Below are 26,188 nucleotides of genomic sequence, written 5' to 3'. Positions count from 1 at the left end.
TGTGGTCAACCATGTTGCGCACAACTGAATTCTGCTACGGTGGTGCCACCGGCAAGCCCGCAGACGCGGGCCCCCGCGAGGCAGGAGGGAACACCGTGGCGCATCCCGACGAGGGCGACCCCCTCGCGCTGGACAACCAGCTGTGCTTCTCCCTCTACACCGCCTCCCGGGCCCTGACCGGGCTGTACCGGGAGCTGCTGGGGGACCTGGGACTCACCTACCCCCAGTACCTGGTGATGATCGTCCTGTGGGAACGCGGAACGCTCACGGTCAAGGAGCTCAGCCGCGCCCTGCACCTGGACTCGGGCACGCTCTCCCCCCTGCTGCGCAGGCTGGAGGCCTCGGGGCTGCTGACCCGGGAGCGCAGCACCACCGACGAGCGCGTCGTCCGCGTCACCGCCACCCCGCAGGGCCTCGCCCTGAGGGAGCGGGCGACGGACATCCCGGGCCGACTGGTCTGCGCCACGGACCTGACGGCCGCCCAGGCCCGCGAGCTGCGGGACGCGCTCGGCCGCCTCACCTTCTCGGTGGAGACGGCCGCGAGCAGGCGCGCCCCGTGCGACACGGCCGACGCGCCCGGAACCTGACCACGCACCGGAAGAAACCCACCACTGTTGGCTCCGCGCGTGCGGAGCCGGGAGAGAGGCAAGCAATGGCATACAAGGCCATGTACACCACCAACGCCACCGTCACCGGCGAGGGCCGCAAGGGCAGCGGGAAGACCGACGACGGGCGCCTCGCGGTCGACCTGTCCGTGCCCAAGGGCGTGGGCGGCGACGACGGCCTCGGCACCAACCCCGAGCAGCTCTTCGCCGTCGGCTACGGCGCCTGCTTCCACGGCGCGCTCAAGAACGTGGCCCGCCAGTCCAAGACCGACGTCGAGGGCTCGTTCATCGAGGCCCAGGTGACGCTCGGCAAGTCCGACGAGGGCCTGGACATCGCCGTGGAGCTCACCGTCACCATCCCCGGCGTGGAGCAGGCCAAGGCCGAGGAGCTCGTCGAGGCCGCCCACCAGATGTGCCCCTACTCCCGCGCCACGCGCGGCAACATCGAGGTCGACCTGGTGGTCAAGACCGCCTAACGCGCCGACCGGGGGCGTGGCCGGGACGGGGCGGGGGCCCGACCCCGGCGGTCCCGCACCCGCGGCCGGTGTTCGACGCCCGCACGCGCCCCGGGCAGGGGAGAGCGGCGGAGGGCGAACCCCGGCCGCCGTGCCCGGCACGATCCGCGAAGAGGGGGAGGGCGCACGAGCGCCCTCCCCCTCACGCGTCCGCCCGGCCGCCGTGCGGACGCGCATCCTCCGCGGAGACCCGCCCGTGCGAAGGGGCCGGGAGGGACCCCACGGTCCCTCCCGGCCCCTTCGGGCGCCGGCCCCGCCCTCGTCAGGCGGCCGTCTCCAGCAGCAGAAGGCGGTCCAGGATGTCCTGGAGGGTGACCAGGCCGATCACCTCGCCGTCCTCCTCCACCAGCGACAGGTGGCTGCGGCTCTCCCGCATGATGCTCATCGCCGCGTACATCGGCGTGCCCGAGGGCAGCGTGAGCACGGGGCGCATCAGGTCCGCCGCGGTCGTCCCGGCGGGGCTCGTCAGGGCCTCGCGCACGTGCAGGACGCCCACGGGCTCCTCGCGGTCCATGACCACCAGCCTCAGGTGAGTTGAGCTGCGCGACACCTGCTTGATGACCTCGACCCCGTCCTCGGGGGCGACCGAGGCGATCTCCTCGCGCCGGGTGACGATCTCGCTCAGCGGGCGGGAGTTCACCTCCAGGGCGGTGGCCAGCTGGTCGCGCCTCTCGGCGTCCAGGGCGCCCGCCTTGGCGGAGTGCTCCACCAGCTCCCGCACGTCGTCCGGGTCGTGGCCCGAGGACATCTCGTCCACGGCCTCCACACCAAGCCGGTGCAGGCACCAGTTGGCCATGCCGTTCAGCATCAGCAGGGCCGGGCGGGTGAACCACATGAACGCCCGCATCGGCAGGGCGAGCAGGATGGCCGACTTCTCCGGGTGGGAGATCGCCCAGGACTTGGGCGCCATCTCGCCCACGACCAGGTGCAGGAAGGTCACGATGATCAGCGACACCACGAACGAGACCACGTACCCCACCGTGCTGGGCAGGCCGCCGAACAGCGGCTCCAGCAGGTGGTGGACCGCGGGCTTGGAGATCGCGCCCAGCGCCAGGGCGCACAGCGTGATGCCCAGCTGCGATCCGGCCAGCAGCAGCGACAGGTCGCGGGCGCTCTTGAGCGCCGCCCTCGCCGAGGCACTGGTCTCCGCGGCCTCCTCCAACCGGTAGCGGCGGGCCGCCACCAGGGCGAACTCGATGGCCACGAAGAACGCGCTCAGCGCGATGATGACCGCGGTCACCGCCAGGGCCACCCACACGTTCATGTCACTCATGCGCGCACCTCCTCGGCGCCGTTCTCGGCCGCTTCGCGCAGACGCAGCTCCACGGTGTGCGGAACGTGCCTCTGCACGGTGTTGACGATCAGGGTCAGCGCCATGTCGGGGTCGCCGTCATGGGCGCTGGGCGGACGGGGCAGGGCGATGTCCACCCGGTCGCCCGTCTCGGGCAGCCGGTGCAGCTCGTGGATGACCAGTCCGCCGACGGTCTCGTAGTCGCCCTCGGGCAGGTCGTGCCCGATCAGCCGCTCGACCTCGTCGATGTGCAGCGCGCCGGGGACCAGGTAGGAGCCCTCGCCGTCCAGGTAGGACGGGGACTCCTCCTCCGGGGTGTGCTCGTCGGCGATCTCGCCGACCAGCTCCTCGGCCAGGTCCTCGGTCGTGATGACCCCGGCCAGGCCGCCGTACTCGTCCACGACGCAGGCGAACTCCTCGCCCGCCTCGCGCAGCTGGTCCAGCAGCACGGGCAGCGGCAGGGACGCGGGAACCATGACGGTCTCCCGGGCCACCTCGCTGACCTTGACGTCGGACAGGTCGCGGTCGCCCTGGGCGAGCACGTCCCGCAGGCAGATGACGCCCACGATGTCGTCCACCCCGTCGCCCAGGACGGGGAAGCGGGAGTGGTCGGAGGCCATCAGCTCGACGACCCGGCTGACCGGGTCGCCCTCCTCCACGGTGGTGACCTCCGGACGCGGGATCATCGCGTGCCCGGCGGTGCGCTCGTGGAAGTCCAGGGTCCGGTCCAGCAGGGTGGACAGCTCGGCGGGCAGGTCCCCGCTCTCGCGGGACTCGGCGATGATGCTCTCCAGGTCGCGGGCGGTCGCCGCGTGCTGGACGTCCTCCACCGGCTCGATCCGCACCGCCTTCAGCAGCAGGATCGCGGCCTGGTCGAAGAGCCAGATCACCGGCCCGAAGATCTTGAGGTAGATCCCCGTGGACAGCGCCAGCCAGCGAGCCACGGGCTCGGGCCGGGCGATGGCCAGGTTCTTGGGGAAGAGCTCACCGAAGACCATCTGGATGACGGTGGAGAAGACGAGGGCGAGAACGGTGCCGATCGCGACGCCGGCGCCCGTGGGCACCCCGACGCCGCCGAGGAGTTCACCGATGCCCTGGCCGATCATGGGCTCCGCCACGTAACCCACCAGAAGGGCGGTCACGGTGATGCCCAGCTGGGCGCCGGAGAGCATGAACGACGTGCGGTTGGTGATGTCCAGGGCCCGTTTGGCCCCTGCGTCACCGGCCGCGGCCCTCGCCCGCAGGCGCGAGCGGTCCACGGCCATGTAGCCGAACTCCTGGGCGACGAAGTAGCCCGTCGCCACGGTGATCAGGAAGACCACCAGGAATCCGAAGACGATACTGAGTACTGTGCTCATCATCGGGCACGCACCGCCTGGTTCCGGCTCGTGGTCGGATCCTGGTTGCTACGAGGGTGCGCGCCCTTCGGAGAAGGAGGCTCGTCGAGGTCTGGGTCACAGCATCCGTGAGGGATGCTGCTGGTACTTCGGGACGGGTCCACTGTTCCTCTCTCTGCGCTGACACGCGTTGAGTGTGTGACTGGTGTTGGTACTGCGATGGAATGACGAAAAAGCCGCCGGGAAAGTTCCCGGACGCTCAGCTCCCGACGGGAGCGTCGGCCTCTTCGCCGAAGGAGACCCACTCGCGACGGCGGGCCTCGGCGAGGGCGATCGAGGTGGCGACGGCCACGTTCAGCGATCCCACCCGCCCGATCTGGGGAATGTAGGTGACGGCGTCCGCGCCCGCCAGGAGGGCGGGGGAGCAGCCGTGGTCCTCGGCGCCGACGGCCAGGCACACGTCCGGCTCCAGGGGGGCCGCGTGCAGCGGCACCGCGCCCCGGGCCAGCTCGACGGCCACGACCTTGTAGCCGTCGGCCCGCGCCGCGGACAGGGCCTCGGCGGTCGAGGAGAGCCGTGTGTGGCTCACCTTGGCGGCGGTGCCCAGGGCGGTCTTGCCGACCTTGGGGTCGTCGGGGTCCGCGCTGTTGCCCGTGAGCCAGACCTGGTCCACCCCGAAGGTCGCGCAGGTGCGCAGGATCGATCCCAGGTTGAAGGGCTGGGTGACGGATTCGACGATGAGGGCGAGTCGCCCCTCGGTGCGCCGGCGCCATTCACGGTTGAGGCGTTTGACGTCGGTGGGGCGCAACTGCGTGCTCAACTGCGGTGTGTTCCTCAGCGGGTGTACCCGGGCGGTCCCGGTGTGCGGATGTTCGCAACAGGCTACCGGTCAGCGGGCCCGCGTGCACGCATGACCCCTGACACATCCAGGCAAAACGTCTCTCAGTCGCCCGAACGCCGCACGGCCAGGACCCGGAAGCCGGCCCGTGAGGCCACCCGTTCGGCGGGCAGGCCCTCGGCGTCCAGCCACTTCTGGAGCGAGTCGGACCCCAGGTGGCGCTGGACCACGAGGTGGGCCACGCCCTCGGGGGAGAGCCGGCCGAGCCAGGTGCGCAGCATCGCGTGCAGCACGCCCTTGCCCACCCGGATCGGCGGGTTGGACCACAGCGCGTCGAAGGGGCCGAGCAGGTCCCCGGCCAGGGGCGCGGGAGCCCCTTCCCCGTCCGGCTCCGGCACCGGCTCGCCCTCGGGGGAGACGACCGCGAACCGGACGTTGTCCATTCCGTGGTCGGAGGCGTTGCGCCGGGCCAGGCCCACGGCGCGGGAGTTGACGTCCACGCCCAGCACGGTCGCGCCCGGGGCGCGCGAGGCCATGGTCAGGGCGACGGGGCCGTAGCCGCACCCCAGGTCGAGCAGGCGCCCGCCCGCCGGTGGAGCCGGGACCGTCTCCAGGAGCACGCGTGTGCCGAGGTCGACCTTGTCGGGGGAGAAGACGCCCCGGTCGGTGTTCAGGCGCAGGTGCAGGTCCGGCAGGACCAGGTCCGCGGTGGAGGGCCGGCTGGCGGCGTCGGGGTCGGAGTCGAAGTAGTGCTGGGCCACGCCGTGACGCTACCAGGGCCCGTGGCGCGCCGCGTACCGGCAAAAACCTCACCTCCCCGGGGGAACGAAATCCCCAATCCCGGAGACCGTGCCCGGGACAGTGCGGAAGATGGAGGTATCCGAGGTTTGTGGGGTATCCCATGCGAGCAGAGGTAGGGGACCGACTGGTGGTGGAGAGCCCGCGCGACGACGCCCACCGCAGGACCGGCGTCGTCACCGGGCTCCGGGGGGCGGGCGGGTCGCCCCCGTACCAGGTGCACTGGTCCGACGCCGAAGGCGGGCACGACGCCCTGGTCTACCCGGGGCCGGACGCCCACATCGAACACCCGCCCGGCGGCACGGGCGCGGAGGCAGAGGGGACGGATGCCATGCACACGACCAAGCGCTGGAACGTCGACGTCGTCGTCGAGGAGGAGAGCGAGGGCGAGAGCGCGCGCACCTGGGCCGAGGTCGGGCTGGTGGCCGACGACGGTACGGCTCTGCGCGGACACGGCATGTCGCGCAAGCACCCCGTCGACCTCGACGTCCCGGAGATCGGTGAGGAACTCGCGGTCTCGCGGGCGCTCTCCGACCTCTCGCGCCAACTCCGCCAGGTCGCCGCGGAGGACATCAACGACAACACCGGGACCCCCTGGCGTCCCACCTGACGCCCGGGAGGCACGACCGCCGCTCGCCCGCCCGGGTCGCCCGCAGGTCCGGAACCGGCCACCTCCGCCATAGGAGGTTTGCACCCGGTGGTCACCGGCATCGGGCACACTCGGAAGTCGGGCACGACTCCCGCCCCCTCGGCGGGGGGACGTCCCAGCCCCGGACGGGCTGGGACTTCGTCGTGCCCGCCAGGGAACGGACGACGAGGGGCGGGATCACCCGAGCAGCACAAGGCCCGACGTCACGTTCCGAGGTACCGCTGTGCTCTTGCCGGAGGAACTCCGGGGAGAAGCGCGTCGCCGTCCGGCGCGAGCCGGGAGTACTCACGCAAGGAGACCCCGTTGACCACCCCTTCCGGGCCCCAGGCCAGACCCGCCAGGGTCCTCGGTACCGTCGACGCCGTCGCCATCGGTGCGGCCTCGATGCTCGGCGCGGGCGTCTTCTCCGTCTTCGCCCCCGCGGCCCTGGGCGCGGGGGCGTGGCTGCCCGTGGCCATCCTGATCGCGGGCGCCGTCGCCTACTGCAACGCCGTCTCCTCGGCCAGGCTCGCCGCCCGCCACCCCGAGTCGGGCGGGGCCTACGTCTACGGGCGCGAGCGGCTGGGGGAGCTGTGGGGCTACCTGGCGGGCTGGTCCTTCGTCGTCGGCAAGGTCGCCTCCTGCGCCGCCATGGCGCTGACCTTCGCCGCCTACGTCCTGCCCGGCTGGGAGAAGCCCCTGGCTGTGGCCGCGGTCGTCGCGGTCACAGCCCTCGACTACCGGGGCCTGAGACGTTCGACCCTGGTGCTCAAGCTCATGCTGGGCGCCGTCCTGGCCGTCCTGGCCGCCGTCGTCGTCACGATGCTGCTCAGCGGCCGGCTGGCGGCCGTGGCCGAGGTCGACGGCCTGGGGCCCTGGCCCGGCTCCTTCGGCGTGCTGGGCGCGGCCGGGATGATCTTCTTCGCGTTCGCCGGGTACGCGAGGGTGGCGACACTGGGCGGGGAGGTCCGCGACCCCGGGACGACCATCCCCCGCGCCATCGCCCTGTCCCTGGGCGGTGTGCTGGCGCTGTACCTGGTCGTGGGCACCGGCCTGCTGATCGTGCTGGGGCGCGAGCGCCTCACGACCAGCGCCGCGCCGATGGCCGACGCCGTCCAGGTGGCCGGGTTCCCGTGGATGGTCCCGGTGGTGGCCGCGGGCGCCGCCGTGGCCAGCCTGGGCGCGCTGCTCACCCTCGTCCTGGGGGTCTCGCGCACGACCGCGGCGATGGCCTCCGACGGGCACCTGCCCCGCGCCCTGGCCGCGGTCCACGAGCGCCACGGCGTGCCGCACCGCGCGGAGATCGCCGTCGCGGCCGCGGTCGTCGTCCTGGTCCTGGCGGCCGATCTGCGCGGCGCGATCGCCTTCTCGGCGTTCGGCGTCCTGGTGTACTACGCCATCACCAACGCGTCGGCGCTGAGGCTGGGCCCCGAGGAGACCCGCCCGCCCCTGCTGGTCCCCCTGACCGGGCTGGTGGGGTGCGTGGTCCTGGCGTGCAGCCTGCCGCTGCCGGCGGTCATCACCGGGATGGCGGTCCTGGCCGCCGGAGCGGGTCTGTGGTGGCTGCGCGAGAGGCTCACGCTGCGCTAGCCGGCCCCGGCGGCACGCGCCGCCTCAGCGGGTCGGGGCCGACCGGCCGTCGCCCCCGACCACGTGGGCCAGGCCCCTGCGGGCGGTCGTGGACAGGTGCAGCCCGGCCACCTCCCCGGGCTCGAACCAGCCGCAGTCCGAGGTGGAGCCGTTCTCCTCCATCACCCGGGCCGGACCGGGGTTCGCGACGTACACGCGGAAGAAGGCCCACACGGCGTAGATCTCGTAGCCGGTCGGCGGGACCCGGTGGTGGCTGGCGGCGGTGACCAGTTCCCCGACCTCGCCGTCCTGCCCGGTCTCCTCGGCCACCTCGCGCCGCAGCGCGGTGCGCACGTCCTCGCCCGCGTCCACGCCCCCGCCCGGCAGGTGCCAGGTGCCGCCGCCGGGGAACCCCTCGGCGATCCGGCTGAGCAGGATGCGCCCGGCGGGGTCGGTGACGATCCCGTAGGAGGCGAACCGGCGCAGGCGGGGACGGGTGTCCTCGGGGAGCTCCTCCTCGGGCAGCAGCTCGGCGGCCGAGGGCGCCAGTACGCCCTGCGGGGCGTCCGCCGGGGCGGCCCCGGCCTCGGCGAAGACGACCCGCTCCACGTGCAGGGGGGTGCCGTCGGGGGCCCGCACCAGTTCGGTCAGCACGTCCACCGCGACCAGGGGTGTGTGGGGGGAGAGCCCGCCCAGCTCGCGCACCACGTCGGCCGGGTCCTGACCGAACAGCACGCGCGCGCCGAGGACGGAGCGGCCCCCGGTGAGCAGGTGCGCGGTGACGCGCCGGGCGGGCGCCTCCGGGGGGACTGCTGTCACAGGGACCCCGCGGCCGGCGCCAGGCCGGGCGCGCCCAGGCCCACCATGCGCAGCAGCTCGTCGAGGCCGCCGATGGTGGTCACGCCCTCGACGCGCGGCCGGCCGTGCCGGTCGATCAGCACCGGGCGCATCCGCGAGGCGACCGCGCCGACGCCGTCGGACTGGATCTGGTCGCCCACGTGCCAGCAGGCGGCGGGGTCCACGCCCAGGCGCTGGGCGGTCATGTGGAAGATGCGCGGGTCGGGCTTGCCCGCCCCCGCGGTGTCGGCGCACACGACGGCGTGGAAGTAGGGGGTCAGTTCCAGGGCCTGCAGCTTGGCGTGCTGGAGCGACTCGGCCCCGTTCGTGATCACGGCGAGGCGGTAGCCGGCCGATCCCAGGGCGTTGAGGGCGGCGACGGTGTCGGGGAAGACCCTCCAGGCGGAGCGGTGCGCCTCCAGGTAGAGCCGGTAGAGGTCGTCGCAGTGCTGGTCGGCGATGTCGGCGTGCCCGGCCTGGACGGCCAGGGCGCGGACGCGCTCGCGGCGCTGCTGCTCCAGGCTGAGGTTTCCCCGCAGGTAGGCGGCGAAGGAGATCTCGGTCTGCACGTCCCACAGGGCGCGGGCCGCGCCGAAGTCGGTGTGTCCGAGCCGCTCCATGACCGCGCGCAGCCCCTGGGACGAGGCCCCGGTGTCGTCGATGAGGGTGTCGTCCAGATCGAAGCAGATGGCGGTCGGCGGTGCGGGTAGGTTCGGCATCGTTCCTCAACAGGGTGGCCTGACAAAACATGCCAACGCTAACCCCTGGACATAACATAAATGGTGTAAACCCCACCTAAAGGGTTGTGACCAACGTCACCGAGGCCCTGGTTTGCGACCGGTTTCCGAACTCCGCCGACGTCACGGAAGCCGCTGGAACCACAGCAGGGACGTGAGAGCGGTGGCCAGCCCCAGGATGATCGCGACCAGCACGAACCGTGTGACGATCTCCTCGTGGACGAGCTCGGTGCCCAGGGACGAGCCGATGTCCTCGTAGACCTCGTTGAGCTCCGTCTCGCTCTCCGCCTCGTAGAAGTGGCCCTCGGTCTCCTGCGCCAGCCCGCGCAGCGCGTCCTTGTCGATGTCGGCCGGCACCTGGTACCCGTCGATCTCGATCATCGCCGCCCCCGTGCCGAACGCGATCGTGGAGACCGGCACCTCCTGCTCGGCCGCCGTCGCGGAGGCCTGCACGATGTCGCGCCCGCTGGTGTTCTCCCCGTCCGACAGCAGCACGATCGCCGACGGGGGCGGGTCCTCCTCGGAGTCCTCGTCGAAGCTGCTGATCGCCTCCAGGGAGGCGAACACCCCCTCGCCGATGGCCGTGCCCGGCCCCAGCTGCAGGTTCTCGATCGACCCGATCACCGCCTGGTGGTCCTGCGTGGGCGAGGACACCACCGTCGCCGTCGAGGAGAACGCCACCAGCCCCACGTTGAACCTGTCCGGGAGCGTCTCCACGAACCCCTGCGCCGACTCCTTGGCCGCCTGCAACCGGTCGGGCTCGATGTCGGTCGCCGCCATCGACAGCGACACGTCCACGGCCACCATGATGGTGGCCCGCTCGCGCGGCTGCTCCACCGGCATCGCCGGCAGGGCCATCGAGGCGATCAGGACCGCCAGGGAGGACACGAACAGCACCGCCGGGACGTGCCTGCGGATGTCGGGGCGGTGCGGCGCCACCTGGTCCAGCAGCGCCAGGTTCGTGAAGCGCAGCGTGTACTCGCGCCGCTGCTTCTGCGCGAACACGTACGCCCCGACCACCACGACGATCAGGAGCAGCCACCACAGCCGCTGGGGTTCCAGGAAGGTCATCGCTCAGTCCCCCGTGCGTCGGCACTGTCCCGCGGGTCCGGTCCCGCGCCCTCGTTCGGTTCCATCGTGCTCCGCTCTCACCGGGGAGACCCCGGGGTGTGGCGGGCCAGGTGGTGCGCGGTGCGCCGTTGGTGGATGACGAACCGTGCCGTATCCAGTACCCAGTCCCGGTCGGTTCGTAGCAGGAGGTGGTGCACCCCGCACCGGCGCAGGGCGTCGCGCACCGCCGTCCTCTGGTCGGCGGCGGCCCGCCGGTAGCGCTCGCGCACCGCCTTCGTCAGCCGCACGTCGCGCACCCGGCCCGACCGGGGGTCGCGCATGGTCACGTCCCCGACCTCCGGGAGGTCGAGTTCGCGCGGGTCGACCACCTCCACCACCAGCACCTGGTGCCGCGAGGCCAGCTGGCGCAGGGGCCGCTCCCAGTCGATCTCACCGCCGAACGCCGGGGTGTCCAGGAAGTCCGACACCACCACGCGCAGGCCCCGGCGCCGACGGGTGCGGACCAGGTCCGCGACCGCGTCGGCCAGGGTCGCCCGGTCGGCGGCGGGGGCGCGCTCGTCGCCTGTCGGGGCCGCGGCCACCGTGGCCAGGAGGGACAGCAGCGCCTCCTTGCCCGAGCGGGCCGGCCAGCGCCGGATCCTGCCGTGGTGCAGGAAATGGGCGCCGAACCGGTCGCCGACCTTCTGGGTCAGCAGGTTCGCCGCCACCATCGCGCCGACGGCGACGTCGCGCTTGGAGCGCAGGCCGGTGCCGAAGTCCATGCTCGGCGACAGGTCCAGCAGGGTCCAGCTCTCCAGTTCCCGGTCCGCGACCAGGTCGCGGACGTGAGGGGTGTCGGTGCGCGCGGTGACGGCCCAGTCCATGCGCCGTACGTCGTCCTCACCCGGCTGGTAGAGGCGCGCCTCTGCGGCCTCCGAGCCCGGGCCGAGCCGCAGGCCGAGGTGCTCGCCGTGCAGCAGCCCCTCCAGCCGGTGGACGATGTTCAGGTCGAGGCGGCGCAGTGCCGCGCGGAGTCGGGGATCGGTGCCGATCGCCGGAGTGGTCAAGGGGTCACCTCGGGGAGGCGAGGGAAGCGGTCTCTCCGCTGGGAGGCTCGTCCCAGATCACGCGGGGCGCCAGGACGGTCGACAGGATGCGGTCGACGACCTGGGCCGGGGTGATCCCGTCGGCCAGGGCGTCGAAGGTGAGCACCAGCCGGTGCGCGATGACGTCGTGGGCGAGCACGCGCACGTCGTCGGGGAGCACGTAGTCGCGCCCGCGCAGCAGGGCCAGGGCCCGCGCCGAGGCCACCAGGCCCAGGGTGGCGCGCGGGCTGGCGCCCACCTCCAGCACCTGGCGCAGGTCCGGCATCTGGTAGGCCTCCGGCTCCCGGGTGGCCATGACCAGCCGCACGACGTAGTCGGCGATGAGTTGGTGGACGTGCACGCGCTCGGCGTCGGACTGCAGCTCGCCCAGCGTGACCGGGTCCAGGACCTGGTGCGCCGTGGGAGGACTGCTGGACATGCGCCGCAGGATCTCCATCTCCTCGTGCGCGCGTGGGTGCCCGACGTCGACCTTCATCAGGAACCGGTCCCGCTGGGCCTCGGGCAGCGGGTACACGCCCTCGGACTCGACCGGGTTCTGTGTGGCGATGACGATGAAGGGGGAGGGGAGTGGGTAGGTCGTCCCCCCGAGGGACACCTGCCGCTCGGCCATGACCTCCAGCAGGGCCGACTGGACCTTGGCGGGGGCGCGGTTGATCTCGTCGGCGAGCACGAAGTTGGCGAACACCGGCCCCAGCTCCACGTCGAACTTCTCGGTGGAGGGATGGTAGATGCGCGTTCCGACGATGTCGGAGGGCACCAGGTCCGGAGTGAACTGGAGCCTGGTGAACGAGCCGCCGGTGACCTTGGCCAGGGTGGACACGGCCAGGGTCTTGGCGATGCCGGGAACACCCTCGATCAGGCAGTGCCCCTTGGCGACCAGGGCGATGAGGGAGCGCTCCACCATGCGTTCCTGGCCGACGATGACCGTGGACACCTCGTGCAGCGCCGCGCGCAGCAGCCTGGTCGGCTCGCCCGGCGCGCTCTCGGAGCCCGACTGGGGCGCTGAGCCGTTTCCGGGTGAGGTTTCTGCCATGTCCCGCCTTCCTGGCTGGGAGCCCCCGGGAGGGGCACCGGATAGGTTGTGGATCACTCACCTGTGGCGACACTACCTGCTTCGCGGCCGCCAGTCCGGTACACGACGCGGCGGAGCGGACCGGGTGGGGACGGGAAAGGGGGTGTGACATGGCGGTTCCCACGATGGGACTGAACGAGGGCGATCCGCGTCAGTTGGGCGGTTACCGCCTCCTGGGAAGGTTGCGCGACTCCTCCCTGGGCGTGGTGTACCTGGGACGGGACAGTTCGGGGGACCGGGTCAGCGTGGCCGTGCTCGACTCGGGCGCGGGCGGCGACGGCTCGGCGCGCTCCCGTTTCGTGGAGGCGGTCAGGGAGAGCGAGGACGTGGTGGCGGCGCGCACCCACGGGCGCTCGCCCCTGTGGGTGGCGGTGCCCTACGACGGCTCCGGCCGGGGCGCGGAGGACTTCCTGGAGTCGGCGGCCAGGTCGGGCCGCGTGTCCGAGCACGGGCCGGTGGTCATGCCGCACTGGGCGGGCTCGCGGGGAGGCGCCGCGGTGCGGTGGGCGCCGTGGGCCTCGCGCGGGGGCAGCGCGGTGGAGTCGGGGAGGGGCAACTGGTGGCTGATCGGCGGGCTGGGCCTGGTCCTGCTGCTGCTCCTGCTGCTGGTGTCGCTCCTGTACTGGTGGATGCTCCAGTTCCCGCCGCCCGAGATGCCGGGGCCGGCGCAGCCCTCGGAGGCGGAACAGGAGGAGGGCGGAGAGGGCACCGAGGGGGAGGAGGCCCAGCCGACCCCCGGCGAGGACGGGGGGAGCGGACCCTCCCAGCCGATACCGACGCCGGGGGAGGGCGACGGGGAGTGGGGCGAGCAGCCCGAGGACAACCTCTGACCGGGGGCGCGGAACCGATTCCGCGCCCCCTTCTTCCCCCATCATAAAAATCTACGTCGTAAAGGTGGGCATCTGTTTCTATAAAAACAGAAAAAACAAAGCTTGATTCGTGCGGCTACGCCGCCCCCTTTTCAGACTTCCGACGCCGGAGAGGTCGGGCGTGTCGCGGTCGGAGAGTAGGGGCCTGGAACGTGTTCAGTGTCGTTCAGTGGGCCTGCGGGGGAGGGAGCCGGTGGGCGGAGAAGGGCGGAGGCGCGCTCCTCCTACCGGAGATCTGGGCGCCGCGGCGGCCGGGCGCCGGCGGGCCGGTGCCTATGCTGGTCCGCGTGCTGAAAAAGGTGATAGCGACGCGATACGTGCTCGCGCTGCGCGAAGGTGGTTCGCTCCCGGGGTTGGTCGAGGCCGACGACCTGGGGATGTACGTGGTCAAGTTCATCGGCGCCGGCCAGGGGCGCAAGACCCTGGTCGCGGAGGTCGTCGCCGGGGAGCTGGGCCGGGCCCTGGGGCTTCCGGTCCCCGAGCTGGCCCTGGTGGAGTTCGACGCGGTGATCGCCCGCGGTGAGCCCGACCAGGAGGTGCAGGCGCTGCTCAAGGCCAGCGGCGGGCTCAACCTGGGGATGGACTTCCTGCCGGGGTCGCTCGGGTTCGACCCCTTGACGTTCGAGGTGGACCCGGGGTTCGCCGGGCGGGTCCTGTGGTTCGACGCGCTCACGGGCAACGTGGACCGCTCGTGGCGCAATCCGAACATGTTGCTGTGGCACGGGAGCCCCTATCTGATCGACCACGGTGCGACGCTGATCTTCCATCACAACTGGTCGGGCGCGGACCGCTTCGTGGGTCGTGCCTACGATGCCGCCGACCACGTCCTGTCGGGGTTCTCGCCCGACGTGGCCGCGGCGGACGAGGAGTTCGCCCCCCTGGTGGACGAGGATCTGCTGCGGGGTGTGGTGGGGCTGGTGCCCGACGAGTGGTTGGTGGACGAGCCGGGGTTCGGCGCCCCGGAGGACGTGCGGGAGGCGTACGTGAGGCACCTGTCGGCGCGTGTGGCCGACCGTTCGTGGCTGCCGGGGGTGGCGGGGTGAGCGACGTGAGGCGTTACAGCGATGCGGTGACGACGGGGCGTGTGGGTGTGGAGCGTGACCGGGTGGTGTTCGAGTACGCGTTGTTGCGGGTGGTTCCCTGTCTGGAGCGCGGTGAGTGCGTGAACGCCGGTGTGATCGTGTACAGCCAGGAGCGGGGGTTCCTGGCGGCACGGTGGTCGTTGGACGAGGGGCGTCTGCGTGCGGTGTCGCCGGGGGTGGACGTGGCCGGTGTGCGGCGTGCGCTGGAGGCGGTGGAGGCGATGTGCCGGGGTGGTGCCGGGGCGGGTGCTGCGGGGCGTGAGCGGCCGGGGCAGAGGTTCCGGTGGTTGACCGCTCCGCGGAGCACGGTTGTGCAGCCGGGGCCGATTCACGGGGGGTTGGCGGAGGATCCGGAGGCGGAGTTGGAGAGGTTGTTGGATCGTCTGGTGCGGTGACGCACGGGTTGGTAACGGACATCACAGGCGATTGGTCGGTCGGCGGGGGAGCGATTCGTCCCTTTGGGGTGTTGGTATGGAGTGGTCCATGCCTGTGGGTTCGCTCCCACGCGGCCCCCTTTTCCTCTTTCTTGAGCTGGAGCGCCTGTGCAGTCCCCGAACTCCCCCGCCTCGCCCCCTGCGCAGGGGGCGGGTGAGAGGTCCGAGAACCTGTCGTCGTCCGAGAGTCCTGCTGTGTCCCGGGCCGTGCCCTGGACGCGGTCGCGTAGGTCGATCGCGCTGTTGGTGATGGTGCTGGGTGTTCTGACGGCCACGGGGCCGTTGGCGACCGACATGTACCTGCCGGCTTTTCCGGAGATCACGCGGGCTCTGGGGACGGGTGAGGCGCAGATCCAGCTGACGCTGACCTCGATGATGCTGGGTCTGGCCGTGGGGCAGTTGATCCTGGGGCCGATGAGTGACGCGTGGGGGCGTCGGGGTCCGTTGTTGGTGGGTGTGGCCGTGTTCACGGTCACGTCGGTGCTGTGTGTGTTCGTGCCGGATGTGACGTCGTTCATCGTGTTGCGGTTCGTGCAGGGTGTGGCGGGTGCTGCGGGTGCGGTGATTTCGCGTGCTGTGGTGCGTGACCTGTTCGCCGGTGATGACGCGGTGCGGTTCTTCTCGCGTCTGGCGCTGGTGATGATGCTGGCTCCGCTGTTGGCGCCTTTGGCGGGTGCGCAGTTGTTGCTGGTGGGTCCGTGGCAGGTGAGTTTCTGGGTGCTGGCGGTGATGTCGGCGGTCAGTTTCGTGTTGGTGCTGGTGTGGTTGCCGGAGAGTCTTCCGGTGGAGGCGCGTCGTCGTCAGGGGCCGCGTCAGTTGTTGTCGACGGTGGCGGGGTTGGTGCGTCAGCCGCGTTTCGTGGGTCCGGTGCTGACGCTGGGTCTGAGTTTCGGGATGTTGTTCACGTATGTGTCGGCGTTCTCGTTCGTGTCGCAGCAGGAGTTCGGTGCGTCGCCGCAGACGTATGCGTGGCTGTTCGCGGTGAACTCGTTGGGGATGATGGCGGGTACGCAGGCGAACGGTTTCCTGGTGGGTCGTGTGGAGACGTTGCGGCGTCTGGGGTTGGGGCTGGGGATGGCTCTGGCTTCGGTGGGTGTGCTCGCGGTGTTGGCGTCGGTGGGTGTGGCGTCGTTGTGGGTGGCTGTGGGGTTGTTGGCGTTGATGATGTTCAGCGTCGGTTTCATCATGCCGAATGCGACGGTGACGGCTCTTGACGGGCAGCCGGTCTCGGTGGCGGGTACGGCTTCGGCGTTGATGGGGTCGTTGCAGTTTGCGCTGGGTGGTGGTGTGGCTGCGTTGGCGGGGATGACGCCTTCGGGGCAGGCGTCGTTGTTGAGCATGGCGGTGGTGATGGTGTCTGCTGCGTCGTTGTCGTTGGCGGCGTATGTGTGGACGGTGCGTGCGAAGGTTCGGTGATCCCGGGGGTGTGGGGGTTGGGGTCGTGGTGCCAGGTTGCCGTGGGGTGTGGATTGTGGGCACAGTAGGTCACAATTCACCGATTGAGGCGGGTCTGGTCTTGTGTGGGCCCGTCTTCCGATGTGGCAGAGGATGAATTGGTATGGGCGAGCCGAGTGACACCCCTGGTGCGTGGGCTGTGGGCCTTTCGGGTCTGAGTGACCTGGTCTATGGGGTGGCGAACTCCGACGCCCATGCGGAGGTGTTCTCGGTGCCCCGGGGTGAGGGTGGTTGGGAGCGGGTCACGGCGGGTGAGTTCGCGACCGAGGTGACGGCGGTGGCCAAGGGGTTGGTGGCTGCCGGGGTGGGGGCGGGGGACCGTGTCCTGGTGGCGGCTTCGGCGCATCAGGACTGGGTGCGTGTGGCGTTCGCGGTGTGGTCGGTGCGGGGTGTGCTGGTTCCGTTGCCGGAGTCGGCTTCGGTGGAGCGGGTGGCGCATGTGGTGCGGCAGACGCGTCCGGCGGCGGCGGTGATCCAGGGGGATCGGTTGTTGCGTGCTGCGACGGGGTTGCAGCGTGAGTTGCCGGATCTGGGTCGTGTGTGGCGGATGGAGGCGGGCCTGGAGGGGATCGTCTCGTTGGGCCAGTACATGGATGCGTCGTCGGTGCGGTTTCGGCGGGACGAGACGATGCCGGAGGATGCGGCGGTGGTGTTGTATCCGGTGAGTACGGTGTCGCGTTCGATGCGTGGCGTGGTGTTGTCGCACGGGGCGTTGTTGGCGTCTGCGGCGGGTGTGGTGGATCGGGTGTGGCCGCGGTTGTCGGAGTTGCCTGCGGGGCGGGCGAGTGCGTTGTTGGATCTGCCGTTGTCGCAGGTTCAGGGGTTGGCTTCGTTGTTGGCGTGCATGGTGGGGCGTGTGCGTGTGGGTTTGGCGGGGCCGGGTGGGTTCTTGCGTGGGGCGGAGGTGTTCCGGCCGACGGTGTTGGTGTGTGGTGCGGGGTTGTTGGAGTCGGTGTTCGAGTCCGAGCGTGGGAGTGCGCGTTCGACGGGGTGGGACTCGTTGGGGACGTTCAATTCTGCGGTGGATTCGGCGGTGCAGTTCGACCGGTCGCCGAGGAAGGGTACGTGGCAGCGGTTGTCGAGGTCGATGTACGACTGGCAGTTCGCGAGGTTGCGTGAGGCGTTGGGGAACCGGGTGCATGTGGCGGTGTGCTGGGGCGGGGGGTTGTCGGACCGTTTGGACTCGTTCTTCGGCGGTGTGGGGATTCCGGTGTTCCAGGTGTTCGGTACGGCGGAGACCGCGGGGGTGTTCGCGGCGGCCGGTGTGGGGGAGCGGGTGCCGGGGACGGTGGGGCGTGCGGTTGCCGGTCGGGAGGTGTGGGTTTCGCGGGAGGGTGAGGCCCATGTGCGTGGTGGGGGTGTGTTCTCGGGTTATTGGGGGGATGAGGAGGCGACGCGGAGTGCGTTCCGTGAGGGGTGGTTGGCGACGGGGTTCGCGGTGGAGGTGGACGGGGACGGTTTTGTGAGTGTGGTGGGGCGGTTGCGTCCGCAGGCGGCTTCGGTGGAGGTGCCGGGGCGGTTCGTGTCGGGGGCTGTGGCGGAGTTGGAGGTGGCGTCGGAGCCGGAGCCGGTTTTGGTGGGGCGGGTTGTGGAGCCGGCGGTTTCTCCGGTTGCTGCGTTGGCGGCGGTGGAGGAGCCGGTGGAGCGCGGTGATGCGGAGCTGGTGGCGGAGTTCGAGGCGCGGTTGCGTGCTCATCCGTTGATCAGTCAGGTGTTGGTGATCGTGGAGGGGCGTCCGTTCGCGAGTGCTCTGGTGACGTTGGTGCGTGATCAGTTGGAGTACTGGCGTTTGGTGAACGGTCGGCCGTTGGCGATGGCGCCTGAGGAGATCGCGGGGGACCGTGATCTGCTGCGTGAGGTGCAGGGGTTGGTGTATGAGGCCAATCGGAGTGTGCCGCGGCATTTGGCGGTGCGGTCGTTCCATGTGTTGGCTGAGGAGTTCACGGTGCAGTCGGGGTTGGTGCAGCCTTCGGGTGAGTTGCGGCGTGAGGCGGTTTTGCGGGCGTTTTCGGAGGAGATTGACGGGTTGTATCGGGCGCGTCGGGATCGGTAGTGGTGTGGTGGTGGCCGCGGCCCTCGGTGTTGTTGCCGGGGGCCGCGGTTTTTTGTGTCTATTGGCCGTTGAGGTAGGCGAGGACGGCGAGGACGCGGCGGCTGTCGTCGGAGGAGGGGGGTAGGTCGAGTTTGGTGAAGATGTTGTTGATGTGTTTGCTGACGGCTTTTTCGGTGATGTAGAGGCGTCCGGCGATGGCGGAGTTGGAGCGTCCTTCGGCCATTTCGGCGAGGACTTCGCGTTCGCGGGGGGTGAGTTGGGCGAGGGGGCCGCTCTGGTCCTGGCGGGCGAGGAGTTGGGAGATGACGGCGGGGTCCATGGCGGTTCCGCCGGCGGCGACGCGGCGGACGGCTTCGATGAACTGGCCGATGTCGAAGACGCGGTCCTTGAGGAGGTAGCCGACTCCGCCTTCGGCGTCGGAGAGGAGTTCGCGGGCGTAGAGCTGTTCGACGTGTTGGGAAAGGACGAGGATGGGGAGTCCGGGGATCTGGGTGCGGGCTCCGATGGCTGCTTGGAGGCCTTCGTCGGTGAAGGTGGGGGGGAGTCGGACGTCGACGACGGCGACGTCGGGTTTGTGTTCGGTGAGGGCTGTGTGGAGGTCGGGTCCGTTGTCGACTGCGGCGACGACGGTGAAGTCGTGTGCTTCGAGGAGTCTGATCAGTCCGTCGCGGAGGAGGGCAAGGTCTTCGGCGATGACAACGCGCACGGGATCTCCAGGGTCACGATGGTGGGGCCGCCCGGTGGGCTGGTGATGTTCATCGTGCCATCGAAGGCGTCGAGGCGTCGTCTGATGCCGGCGAGGCCGCTGCCGGGGGCGGGGTCGGCGCCGCCGGTTCCGTTGTCGGTGACGGTGATGACGAGGTGGTCGCGGCCGTGGTTGATGTGGATCCAGGCTTGGGTGGCGTGTGCGTGTTTGGCGGTGTTGGTGAGGAGTTCGGCGATGGCGAAGTAGGCGGCGGATTCGACGGGGTCGGCGGGGCGGCCGTCGAGGTCGATGGTGACGGTGATGGGGAGGTGGTGGGTGAGGGCGAGGGCGTGGACGGCTCCGTGGAGTCCTCGTTCGACGAGGACGGGTGGGTGGATGCCGCGGACGAGGTCGCGGAGTTCGGTGAGGGCGTGGCGGGTGGTTTCTCGGGCTTCGGTGAGCATGGTGCGGGCGGTGTGGGGGTCTTGTTCGACGATTTGTTCGGCCATGCCGAGGTGCATGCCGAGGGCGACGAGTCGGGCTTGGGCTCCGTCGTGGAGGTCGCGTTCGATGCGTCGGATTTCGGAGGCCTGGGTGTCGATGGTGTTGGCGCGGCTGGTGGCGAGGTGGGCGACGCGGGCGGTGAGTCGGGCTTTTTCGGAGGGGGCGAGGAGGAGGCGGTTGAAGCGGATGTAGATGTCGAGGGCGGGTGGGAGGAGGACGAGGCCGAGGGTGAAAAGGAGGGCGGAGGGGGCGAGGAGGATGAGTTGGTCGGTGAGTGTGGTGGGGGCGTAGGCGTCGTAGAGGGTGTTGCCGGCGAGGCCGAGGGCGAAGAGGAGTTGGTAGAGGGCGTGGCTTATGAGGGCGCCGGGGATGGCGATGAGGGTGATGTTGGCTGTTCCGGCGATGAGCCAGAGGAGGTCTTTCCAGGTGCCGGGGTCGGTGATGATCGTGGTTCCGCGGCGGGTGAGGCCTCCTGGGGGGATGGGGCGGTAGGCGGAGGGGATGGGGTCTTTGGGGAGGAGGTGGCCGAGGGTGCGGCGTTGGCTGTCGGCGAGGGTGCGTAGGAGGGTGCCGGTGAGGATGACGAAGGGGAGGCCGATCCAGAAGAGGGTGAGGATGGCGGAGGCGAGGACGAGGGGGAGGAGGAGGAGTGCGGCGATGTTCTGGGAGAGCAGGAGGAAGAGGTAGGCCAGGGTGGTGAGGCGGCCTGCGCGGTGGTGGGGTGCGGTGGCCATGGGTGGTTCTTCCGTTCCTGCTGGTGTGGTGTGGTGTGTCCATTCTGGCTTGTGGTGGTGGGTGGTGGCGGTGGTGGTGGCTCCCCTTTTTCGGGGGTGGGCATGGGTGTGGCCCGCCCTGGTGGGGGCGGGTGGGGTGGTGGTTGTGGGTCAGGGCCAGCGGATGTCGGTGGCGGTGTCGAGTGCGGGGATGCGGGTGCTGGCGTGGGCGTTGAGGGCGTCGGTGAGTTGGGTCCAGGCCTGGCGGGGGGTGTTGTCGGTGTTGTTGCAGGTGCGTTGTTGGCAGGCGGTGTGTTGGGACATGGCTCCGGCGAAGCGGAGGGGGTCGTTGGCGTGGGTGTGGCCCCAGCGGCTGATGTTGGCCCATTGGCGGGCTTGGATGCCGTCGGTGCGGTAGATCTGGGGGAGGGCGTGGACGGTGGGTCGGCCGCCTCCGGCGAGGTGGTGGACGTCGGCGAGGGTCCAGTTGTTGTTGCAGTGGGCGGTGCCGGTGGTGGGGCAGCCGTCGGCTGAGTTGGCGGTGTGCAGGGGTGTGGTGGTGGTGTCGGTGTAGGCGTCGATCCAGCCGCGGGCCCAGGTGGGGGTGGACCAGGCGGGTTCGGCGTCGAGGGCGCCGGTGATGGTGACGGCTGGTGTGGTGGAGCGTTGGCGTGCGTCGTGGACGAGGGTGGCCCATTGTTTGCCGGCGGTGGGGCCGGTGAGGTTGCCGTCGTCCTTGTTGTTGACGCCCAGGGCGAGGGTGGCTGTTGTTGGGCCGGTGCGGCAGTCGGTGAAGCCTTGGGCCCAGTGGTGGGCGTAGGAGGCGGCTTTGGTGGTGGCTGCGCGGGGTGTGGTGGTGGCGTGGCTGGTGCCGGGTTCGCGGAGTTGGTTGTCGGTTTCCTGGGTGCCGAAGAAGAGGATGCGGACGCCGTTGGTGCCGGTGCGGGCTTCGGTGCATCCGGCGTCGCGTGCGTGGTCGGCTGTGGCGGGGCCCAGGGGGACGTAGCGGCTTGTGGTGTGTCCGGGGTAGGTGGTGGTGTGGGTGGGGGTGGTTGTGGGGGTTGTGGTGGCGTGTGCGGGTGCGGGCAGGGTGAGTGCGGTGGCGAGGGCTGTGGCGAGCAGGCGTTGTGTGGTGGTGGCCATGGCAGCATTATTACCGTTTGTGGCTTTGCCTACACTCAGGGTGATGATTTGGGCGTGTTCGGGTCGTTCGCGGCATCTGGTGTGTGGGGGTGGGAAGGAGTGCGGGACGGTGCGGCGGTCGCCTCACGGCGTGGCGCACAACGCGGCTCCGTGACCGCCCCTGGGGGCGCGGTGTTCCGCGAAGGCTTTGTGTGAGCCCGGGGGACACTTGCTACCGCACCGTCCCGCTGTGGGGTCAACGGGTCGGGGGGTGCGGCTATTCCCGCGGGGGCCGGTTGGGGGTGTGGGTGGTGGTTTGTGACGCTGCGGACGTGGTCCGTGCGGGTTTTTGGCGCAACTCGCCGTCGACGATTTCCCGTGTCTTGCCACGACCTGTGATGATCGGGAGTGTGTGGCGTGAACTGATCCTGGAGATGTATCCCGAGGCCGATCTGTACGATCCGGCCGATGAGGTGACCCTTGCCGAGGTGGAGAAGCGGTTGATGCTGCCTTTGCCGTTCGAGTTGGCCTCCCTGTTGAGGGAGACGGACGGGGTGACCAACGAGTACGGGGACGCGGTGGTGTGGAGTGCCCGGCGCCTGGTGGAGGACAACCTGGCGATGCGGGGTGAGCCCGATTATCTGGAGTTGTACGCGCCTTTCGACGAGATGATCTTCTTCGGCGACTCCGACATGGGGCCGCAGTTCGCCTACGTGCACACCGACTACGGTCCGGGGATCGTGGTGTGGGATCATGAGAGCGACCGGCGGCGGCTGGTGGTGGTGTCGTTGCGCGACTACCTGGCGCGATGCCTGATCCAGGGCAATTCCTGGTTCCGTTGACCGGGTGCTCCGTGCGTGGCTGACCTGCCGTTTCGTGCTATTTTTCGGGGTGTTGGTGGCGTTGTGTCACCGTTTGTCTCCCCTAGTGCGTTTGAGAGTAGGACCATGTCGGAGCAGTCCACGCCTGCCCATGTCGCCGCTGTTGTCCAGGGCCGGGAGGTGGAGGACTTCCCCGAACTGGCCCCGGAGGCCTCGCGCGGCCGTGTGCGGCGCATCACCGTGACGGGCGAGGAGGTCCTGCACCGGCGCAACGCGGAGGTGCCCGAGCAGATGTGGGGCGGCCGGGAGTTGCACCAGCTCGTCGACGACATGTTCGTGACGATGTACGCGGCCGAGGGTGTGGGCCTGGCGGGCAACCAGGTGGGTGTGGACCTGCGGCTGTTCGTCTACGACTGCCCCGACGACGACGGGGTGCGCCACGTGGGGCACGTGGTCAACCCGGTGCTGGACGAGCGCGACCCGGAGGAGCCCGTGGAGGTCGACAGCGAGGGCTGCCTGTCGGTGCCGGGCCCGCACGCGGACCTGGGGCGGGCCGCGACCGCGACGGTGCGGGGCGTGGACCGGGACGGCAACCCGGTGGTGGTGAGCGGGAGCGGGTACTTCGCCCGGTGCCTGCAGCACGAGACCGACCACACCATGGGCCGGCTGTACGTGGACCGGCTCTCGGCGCGCGAGCGCAAGCGGGTGCTGAAGAAGATGAACGAGATGGCCAACGACGTGTTCGCGCGTCGTGAGGAGCGTGCGGCGCAGCTGGCGGAGGAGTTCGCGGGCTGAGCGCGTGTGAGCGAAGGGGTGTCCCGGCGTCGGCCGGGGCGCCCCCTTTTTTTGTGGCCGCCGGGGTGGGCGGTCGGCGCCGTGTTCCCACCGCGTGCCCTGTCGTGGCCTGCCGCAGTCGGCGTCCGGCTGGGGGCCGGGGCGTGGGCGGAGGGGGTCGACCGCTTGTGCGGCGCCGCGGTCCCCCGGGGACCTCGCGGCGGGGTCCGGCGTTGTGGCACGAGGCCTTCCCGGCGGCCGGTTCGGGTGCCCACAGTGGCAATGCTGTGGCGGAGGGTAGTTGTGGATGGCTGCGCGCGGTGGTCGGTGGTGGCGTGGTCGATGGGTGCCTTTGGGGGGCTTGTTGGTCCGAAATGATGGGTTTAAGGGTGCCAGTGGTGGAATGTGGCTCTGTTTATGGCTCCTCGGGTGGGGGGTGTGACTCTTCTGTGACCGCGGGGGGCGGTAGATTGCGCGGCATGCACAACGGGGACGAGGTCGGCCGGGAGCCGGCGCACAGGGTGGTCGTCTACACCGACGGGGCGTGCAGCGGCAACCCCGGCCCGGGAGGGTGGGGGGTGTGGCTGAGCTACGGCGAGCACGAGAAGGAGCTGTACGGGAGCGAGGAGCAGACCACCAACAACCGGATGGAGCTGATGGCGGCCATCCAGGCGCTGGAGAGCTTGAAGAAGCCGCTGCCGGTGCTGGTGCACACCGATTCCTCCTATGTGCGCAACGGGATCACGACCTGGCTGCACGGGTGGAAGAAGCGCGGGTGGCGCACGGCCGACAAGAAGCCGGTGAAGAACGTGGACCTGTGGCAGCGCCTGGACGAGGTGGCCTCGCGCTACGAGGTGGAGTGGCGCTGGGTGCGCGGGCACAGCGGCGACGAGGGCAACGAGCGCGCGGACGAGTTGGCCCGGCGCGGGCGTGATGAGGCGGCCGGCCGGTAGGCGGTCTGCGGGTGTGGGGTGGCGGCGGTCCCTGTGGGGGCCGCCGTTCTCGTGTGCGGGGCCGGGTGCGGCGGGGGTCGCGGGTGGTTCAGAGGGCGTCGGCGTCCTCGGCGAGGGCCTGGACCATGAGGCGGCGGGGGCCGGGGCCCGCGGCGGCGAGTTCGTCGCCGGGGTTGGACAGGGTGCAGGTGTCCAGGGACAGGCAGCCGCAGCCGATGCAGCCGGTGAGGTCGTCGCGCAGGCGGATGAGCTGGGCGATGCGCGTGTCGAGTTCGTCGCGCCACTGTTCGGAGACGGCGGCCCAGTCGGTGCGGGTGGGGGTGCGGTTGTCGGGGAGGGCTTCGAGGGCCTGGCGGATGCGGGCCAGGGGCATGCCGACGCGTTGGGAGATGCGGATGAAGGAGACCCTGCGCAGGGTGTCGCGGCGGTAGCGGCGCTGGTTGCCGCTGGTGCGGCGGCTGTGGATGAGCCCTTGGCGTTCGTAGAAGTGCAGGGCGGAGACGGCGACTCCGGCGCGTTCGGCGACCTGGCCGACGGTGAGTTCCTTGGTGATGGGTGGCACGGTGCCCATCTTAGGTCGTGGGTGGTGGTGGGGTGCGTGGGTCAGGGGGTGCGGGTGCGGTGGGCGCCGTGGAGGGCGTACAGGCGTGCGTAGGCGCCGCCGCGGACGAGGAGTTGGTGGTGGGTGCCGGTTTCTGTGACGCGTCCGTTGCGCAGGAGGAGGATGCGGTCGGCGGTGCGGGCGTGGGTGGGGTGGTCGGTGAGGGAGAGCAGGGCGGTGTCGGGGGTGGGGGTGGGCGGGGCCGGTGTGGTGGTGGTCAGGAGGAAGAGGCGGGCGCCGGTGTGGCGGGTGTAGAGGGTGCGGGCCTGGTGGATGCGGGTGGTCAGGGCGGGGTCGAGGCGGGTGAGGGGGTGTGCAGGTGGGCGGGGTCGAGTCCGGTGGTGGTGAGGGTGTGGGTGAGGTGGGGGTCGTGGGGGTCGGGGGCGGGGTGGCCGGTGATGGTCTGGGCGAGGGTGGTGTGGGGGGTGGGGGTGAGCAGGTGGGTGGGGGTGTGGGTGGTGATGCGGCCGCGGGTGGGGGTGGTGCGGTGGGTGAGCAGGTGGGTGAGGGCGGTGGTGGCGGTGGGGGTGAGGCCGACGAGGGAGACGTGTTCGCCGGGGTGGACGGTGAGGTCGAGGTGGTCCAGTAGCGGGGGGTGGGCGGGGGCCAGGGACACGTCGTGGAACTCGAGGAGGGGTCGGGTGGTGGGTGGGGTGTGCGCGGGGCTGCGGCGCAGCTTTTCGCGGTGGGTGAGCCTCACGGGTGTCCGTTCGTGTGGGTGGTCGTCACCTGCCTGGGATTGTCCTGGGTGCATGAGAGTTCTCGTTATCTGTTCGTGTCCTTGGTCTCCGTGGGTGGGTGTTCGGTGTGTGGAACGGGCGGTGGGGCGGGTTGGTTCCCGGGGGCGGTGGTGGGTGTGGGCAGGGGTGTGGGCCCGCGCCCGGTGGTGGGGGCGGGCCGTGCGGGGCGGGGGTCAGCGGAAGTCGGTGGCGTGGTCGGCGACCCATTGGCGGTAGGAGCGTGCGGGGCGGCGGAGGATCTGTTCGACGGTGGTGGTGGCAGGTTCGGGGTCGGCGGGGTCGGGGTCGTGGGGGGTGGTGTGGGTCAGGGGCAGGTCCAGGACCTGGGCGAGGATGCGGACCTGTTCGGCTTCGGTGTGGTGGCGGGGGCCGGTGAGGTGGTGGGTGCGCTCGTGGTGGTGTTCGGGGCGGGTGAGGGCGTGGACGGCGACGTCGGCGATGTCTGCTTCGTGGATGAGGGGGCGGGCCGGGTGGGGGCGGGTGGAGTGGACGGTGCGGTGGGTGCGGATGCCGGGGGCCCAGCGCAGGGTGGTGGTGGCCGGTGTGCCGGGGCGCAGGAAGGTCCAGTGGGCGCCGGAGCGGGTGATGAGGTTCTCGAGGTGGCCGTGGGTGCTGTCGCGGGGGTCGGGGGCGTGGGGGTCGGCTGTGGCTGAGGAGAGGTAGACGATGTGGCGGGCGTGGTGGGCCAGGGCGGTGATGAAGTCGGGGGCGTGGTCGGGGGTGGGGTGGGGCCAGGTGAGGAAGGCGGAGGTGGCGCCGTGCAGGGCGGCGGGCCAGGTGGCGGGGTCGTGCAGGTCGGTGTGGACGGTGGGTGTTCCGTGGGGGATGCGGGGGTGGTGGGGGTGGTGGGTCAGGGCGCGGACGGGGTGGGCGTGGGTGAGCAGGGTGGTCAGGACGTGGTGGGCGACGGGGTGGGTGGGTGTGGTGATCAGGTGCACGGGTGGTTCCTCGGGGTGGGTGGGTGTGCCCCCACGCTTGCACCTGAAGTTTTGTTGAGGT

At 70.8% G+C, this 26,188-nt stretch carries 27 protein-coding genes; 12 read left to right on the top strand and 15 right to left on the bottom strand.

Annotated features, from left to right (window positions below; all coding sequences use genetic code 11):
- Positions 1-95: 95 nt before the first annotated feature.
- Both ACQPYD_RS16480 and ACQPYD_RS16475 read left to right on the top strand, forming a co-directional pair.
- Complete coding sequence (locus tag ACQPYD_RS16480; protein ID WP_433701864.1) at positions 96-587, top strand: MarR family winged helix-turn-helix transcriptional regulator; 492 nt, start codon at positions 96-98, stop codon at positions 585-587.
- A 65-nt stretch (positions 588-652) separates the two neighbouring features.
- The gene (locus tag ACQPYD_RS16475) at positions 653-1,081 is read left to right on the top strand and encodes an organic hydroperoxide resistance protein (RefSeq protein WP_433701863.1); all 429 of its coding nucleotides are present in this window, start codon (positions 653-655) and stop codon (positions 1,079-1,081) included.
- Between the two features lie 301 nt (positions 1,082-1,382).
- On the opposite strand, the gene ACQPYD_RS16470 is transcribed toward ACQPYD_RS16475, so the two are convergent.
- The 4 genes from ACQPYD_RS16470 to ACQPYD_RS16455 form a co-directional block, all read right to left on the bottom strand.
- On the bottom strand, positions 1,383-2,393 hold the full coding sequence (locus ACQPYD_RS16470) for a hemolysin family protein (protein WP_433701862.1): 1,011 nt from the start codon (positions 2,391-2,393) through the stop codon (positions 1,383-1,385).
- Positions 2,390-3,772: a hemolysin family protein gene (locus tag ACQPYD_RS16465; protein ID WP_433701861.1), complete on the bottom strand. Its 1,383-nt coding sequence runs from the start codon at positions 3,770-3,772 to the stop codon at positions 2,390-2,392. The genes ACQPYD_RS16470 and ACQPYD_RS16465 overlap by 4 nt, the downstream gene beginning before the upstream one ends.
- A 235-nt stretch (positions 3,773-4,007) precedes the next feature.
- Positions 4,008-4,568: a TrmH family RNA methyltransferase gene (locus tag ACQPYD_RS16460; RefSeq protein ID WP_267944504.1), complete on the bottom strand. Its 561-nt coding sequence runs from the start codon at positions 4,566-4,568 to the stop codon at positions 4,008-4,010.
- A gap of 122 nt (positions 4,569-4,690) precedes the next feature.
- Positions 4,691-5,347 (bottom strand): class I SAM-dependent methyltransferase, encoded by a 657-nt coding sequence (locus ACQPYD_RS16455; RefSeq protein ID WP_433701860.1) that lies wholly within the window; start codon positions 5,345-5,347, stop codon positions 4,691-4,693.
- A gap of 140 nt (positions 5,348-5,487) precedes the next feature.
- Here ACQPYD_RS16455 and ACQPYD_RS16450 point away from each other — a divergent pair, with 140 nt between their 5' ends.
- Together ACQPYD_RS16450 and ACQPYD_RS16445 are read left to right on the top strand one after the other, a co-directional pair.
- Complete coding sequence (locus ACQPYD_RS16450; protein ID WP_433701859.1) at positions 5,488-5,994, top strand: dsRBD fold-containing protein; 507 nt, start codon at positions 5,488-5,490, stop codon at positions 5,992-5,994.
- A 342-nt stretch (positions 5,995-6,336) separates the two neighbouring features.
- Positions 6,337-7,602: an APC family permease gene (locus ACQPYD_RS16445; RefSeq protein ID WP_433701858.1), complete on the top strand. Its 1,266-nt coding sequence runs from the start codon at positions 6,337-6,339 to the stop codon at positions 7,600-7,602.
- A 24-nt stretch (positions 7,603-7,626) separates the two neighbouring features.
- Here ACQPYD_RS16445 and ACQPYD_RS16440 read toward each other — a convergent pair whose 3' ends face one another.
- From ACQPYD_RS16440 to ACQPYD_RS16420, 5 genes are all read right to left on the bottom strand, one after another.
- Complete coding sequence (locus tag ACQPYD_RS16440; protein ID WP_433701857.1) at positions 7,627-8,400, bottom strand: NUDIX hydrolase; 774 nt, start codon at positions 8,398-8,400, stop codon at positions 7,627-7,629.
- A complete protein-coding gene (locus ACQPYD_RS16435) occupies positions 8,397-9,137 on the bottom strand; it encodes an HAD family hydrolase (RefSeq protein ID WP_433701856.1) in 741 nt (246 codons plus the stop codon). The genes ACQPYD_RS16440 and ACQPYD_RS16435 overlap by 4 nt, the downstream gene beginning before the upstream one ends.
- 141 nt (positions 9,138-9,278) lie before the next feature.
- Positions 9,279-10,226, bottom strand: coding sequence for a VWA domain-containing protein (locus ACQPYD_RS16430; RefSeq protein ID WP_433701855.1), 948 nt, complete (start codon positions 10,224-10,226; stop codon positions 9,279-9,281).
- Between the two features lie 77 nt (positions 10,227-10,303).
- Complete coding sequence (locus tag ACQPYD_RS16425) at positions 10,304-11,272, bottom strand: DUF58 domain-containing protein (RefSeq protein ID WP_433701854.1); 969 nt, start codon at positions 11,270-11,272, stop codon at positions 10,304-10,306.
- A 4-nt stretch (positions 11,273-11,276) separates the two neighbouring features.
- On the bottom strand, positions 11,277-12,344 hold the full coding sequence (locus tag ACQPYD_RS16420; RefSeq protein WP_433701853.1) for an AAA family ATPase: 1,068 nt from the start codon (positions 12,342-12,344) through the stop codon (positions 11,277-11,279).
- Positions 12,345-12,493: 149 nt separating this feature from the next.
- Here ACQPYD_RS16420 and ACQPYD_RS16415 point away from each other — a divergent pair, with 149 nt between their 5' ends.
- From ACQPYD_RS16415 to ACQPYD_RS16395, 5 genes are all read left to right on the top strand, one after another.
- Positions 12,494-13,213: a hypothetical protein gene (locus tag ACQPYD_RS16415; protein ID WP_433701852.1), complete on the top strand. Its 720-nt coding sequence runs from the start codon at positions 12,494-12,496 to the stop codon at positions 13,211-13,213.
- Between the two features lie 314 nt (positions 13,214-13,527).
- The gene (locus tag ACQPYD_RS16410; protein WP_433701851.1) at positions 13,528-14,295 is read left to right on the top strand and encodes a HipA family kinase; all 768 of its coding nucleotides are present in this window, start codon (positions 13,528-13,530) and stop codon (positions 14,293-14,295) included.
- On the top strand, positions 14,292-14,729 hold the full coding sequence (locus ACQPYD_RS16405; RefSeq protein WP_267944494.1) for a DUF3037 domain-containing protein: 438 nt from the start codon (positions 14,292-14,294) through the stop codon (positions 14,727-14,729). The genes ACQPYD_RS16410 and ACQPYD_RS16405 overlap by 4 nt, the downstream gene beginning before the upstream one ends.
- Before the next feature lie 147 nt (positions 14,730-14,876).
- On the top strand, positions 14,877-16,184 hold the full coding sequence (locus tag ACQPYD_RS16400; protein ID WP_433701850.1) for a multidrug effflux MFS transporter: 1,308 nt from the start codon (positions 14,877-14,879) through the stop codon (positions 16,182-16,184).
- Positions 16,185-16,326: 142 nt separating this feature from the next.
- Entirely contained in the window at positions 16,327-18,276 is a 1,950-nt protein-coding gene (locus tag ACQPYD_RS16395) for an AMP-binding protein (protein WP_433701849.1), read from the top strand.
- A 58-nt stretch (positions 18,277-18,334) separates the two neighbouring features.
- Here ACQPYD_RS16395 and ACQPYD_RS16390 read toward each other — a convergent pair whose 3' ends face one another.
- The 3 genes from ACQPYD_RS16390 to ACQPYD_RS16380 all read right to left on the bottom strand — a co-directional run bounded on the left by ACQPYD_RS16390 (position 18,335) and on the right by ACQPYD_RS16380 (position 21,321).
- Positions 18,335-18,982 carry a LuxR C-terminal-related transcriptional regulator gene (locus ACQPYD_RS16390; protein WP_402910589.1) on the bottom strand — a complete coding sequence of 216 codons (648 nt, stop codon included), beginning with the start codon at positions 18,980-18,982 and terminating at the stop codon, positions 18,335-18,337.
- Complete coding sequence (locus tag ACQPYD_RS16385; protein WP_433701848.1) at positions 18,934-20,199, bottom strand: histidine kinase; 1,266 nt, start codon at positions 20,197-20,199, stop codon at positions 18,934-18,936. The genes ACQPYD_RS16390 and ACQPYD_RS16385 overlap by 49 nt, the downstream gene beginning before the upstream one ends.
- Before the next feature lie 150 nt (positions 20,200-20,349).
- Positions 20,350-21,321: a hypothetical protein gene (locus ACQPYD_RS16380; protein ID WP_433701847.1), complete on the bottom strand. Its 972-nt coding sequence runs from the start codon at positions 21,319-21,321 to the stop codon at positions 20,350-20,352.
- A 377-nt stretch (positions 21,322-21,698) separates the two neighbouring features.
- Here ACQPYD_RS16380 and ACQPYD_RS16375 point away from each other — a divergent pair, with 377 nt between their 5' ends.
- From ACQPYD_RS16375 to rnhA, 3 genes are all read left to right on the top strand, one after another.
- The gene (locus ACQPYD_RS16375) at positions 21,699-22,142 is read left to right on the top strand and encodes an SMI1/KNR4 family protein (RefSeq protein WP_267950397.1); all 444 of its coding nucleotides are present in this window, start codon (positions 21,699-21,701) and stop codon (positions 22,140-22,142) included.
- Between the two features lie 105 nt (positions 22,143-22,247).
- Positions 22,248-22,916 (top strand): peptide deformylase, encoded by a 669-nt coding sequence (def, locus tag ACQPYD_RS16370; protein WP_433701846.1) that lies wholly within the window; start codon positions 22,248-22,250, stop codon positions 22,914-22,916.
- 458 nt (positions 22,917-23,374) lie between these two features.
- On the top strand, positions 23,375-23,848 hold the full coding sequence (gene rnhA, locus ACQPYD_RS16365; RefSeq protein WP_267950192.1) for a ribonuclease HI: 474 nt from the start codon (positions 23,375-23,377) through the stop codon (positions 23,846-23,848).
- An 88-nt stretch (positions 23,849-23,936) separates the two neighbouring features.
- On the opposite strand, the gene soxR is transcribed toward rnhA, so the two are convergent.
- From soxR to ACQPYD_RS16350, 3 genes are all read right to left on the bottom strand, one after another.
- A complete protein-coding gene (gene soxR, locus ACQPYD_RS16360; protein ID WP_433701845.1) occupies positions 23,937-24,410 on the bottom strand; it encodes a redox-sensitive transcriptional activator SoxR in 474 nt (157 codons plus the stop codon).
- 322 nt (positions 24,411-24,732) lie between these two features.
- Positions 24,733-25,149, bottom strand: coding sequence for a hypothetical protein (locus ACQPYD_RS16355; RefSeq protein WP_433701844.1), 417 nt, complete (start codon positions 25,147-25,149; stop codon positions 24,733-24,735).
- Positions 25,150-25,362: 213 nt separating this feature from the next.
- Positions 25,363-26,127: an SDR family oxidoreductase gene (locus tag ACQPYD_RS16350; RefSeq protein WP_433701843.1), complete on the bottom strand. Its 765-nt coding sequence runs from the start codon at positions 26,125-26,127 to the stop codon at positions 25,363-25,365.
- Positions 26,128-26,188 lie beyond the last annotated feature (61 nt).

The sequence above is a fragment of the Nocardiopsis sp. CA-288880 genome (assembly GCF_050955985.1).
Classification (GTDB): Bacteria; Actinomycetota; Actinomycetes; order Streptosporangiales; family Streptosporangiaceae; genus Nocardiopsis; species Nocardiopsis tropica.
Note: the sequence above shows the minus strand (reverse complement) of the source record. Positions and strands in the feature narration are given on the sequence as shown.

Excerpts from the sequence above, each read along its gene's own strand:
- ACQPYD_RS16450 (WP_433701859.1), top strand. The coding sequence starts at position 5,488 with ATGCGAGCAGAGGTAGGGGACCGACTGGTGGTGGAGAGCCCGCGCGAC.
- ACQPYD_RS16420 (WP_433701853.1), bottom strand. The coding sequence starts at position 12,344 with ATGGCAGAAACCTCACCCGGAAACGGCTCAGCGCCCCAGTCGGGCTCC.
- ACQPYD_RS16465 (WP_433701861.1), bottom strand. The coding sequence starts at position 3,772 with ATGATGAGCACAGTACTCAGTATCGTCTTCGGATTCCTGGTGGTCTTC.
- ACQPYD_RS16470 (WP_433701862.1), bottom strand. The coding sequence starts at position 2,393 with ATGAGTGACATGAACGTGTGGGTGGCCCTGGCGGTGACCGCGGTCATC.
- ACQPYD_RS16430 (WP_433701855.1), bottom strand. The coding sequence starts at position 10,226 with ATGACCTTCCTGGAACCCCAGCGGCTGTGGTGGCTGCTCCTGATCGTC.
- ACQPYD_RS16385 (WP_433701848.1), bottom strand. The coding sequence starts at position 20,199 with ATGGCCACCGCACCCCACCACCGCGCAGGCCGCCTCACCACCCTGGCC.
- ACQPYD_RS16415 (WP_433701852.1), top strand. The coding sequence starts at position 12,494 with ATGGCGGTTCCCACGATGGGACTGAACGAGGGCGATCCGCGTCAGTTG.
- ACQPYD_RS16410 (WP_433701851.1), top strand. The coding sequence starts at position 13,528 with ATGCTGGTCCGCGTGCTGAAAAAGGTGATAGCGACGCGATACGTGCTC.
- ACQPYD_RS16380 (WP_433701847.1), bottom strand. The coding sequence starts at position 21,321 with ATGGCCACCACCACACAACGCCTGCTCGCCACAGCCCTCGCCACCGCA.
- ACQPYD_RS16435 (WP_433701856.1), bottom strand. The coding sequence starts at position 9,137 with ATGCCGAACCTACCCGCACCGCCGACCGCCATCTGCTTCGATCTGGAC.
- rnhA (WP_267950192.1), top strand. The coding sequence starts at position 23,375 with ATGCACAACGGGGACGAGGTCGGCCGGGAGCCGGCGCACAGGGTGGTC.
- ACQPYD_RS16375 (WP_267950397.1), top strand. The coding sequence starts at position 21,699 with ATGATCGGGAGTGTGTGGCGTGAACTGATCCTGGAGATGTATCCCGAG.
- ACQPYD_RS16475 (WP_433701863.1), top strand. The coding sequence starts at position 653 with ATGGCATACAAGGCCATGTACACCACCAACGCCACCGTCACCGGCGAG.
- def (WP_433701846.1), top strand. The coding sequence starts at position 22,248 with ATGTCGGAGCAGTCCACGCCTGCCCATGTCGCCGCTGTTGTCCAGGGC.
- ACQPYD_RS16395 (WP_433701849.1), top strand. The coding sequence starts at position 16,327 with ATGGGCGAGCCGAGTGACACCCCTGGTGCGTGGGCTGTGGGCCTTTCG.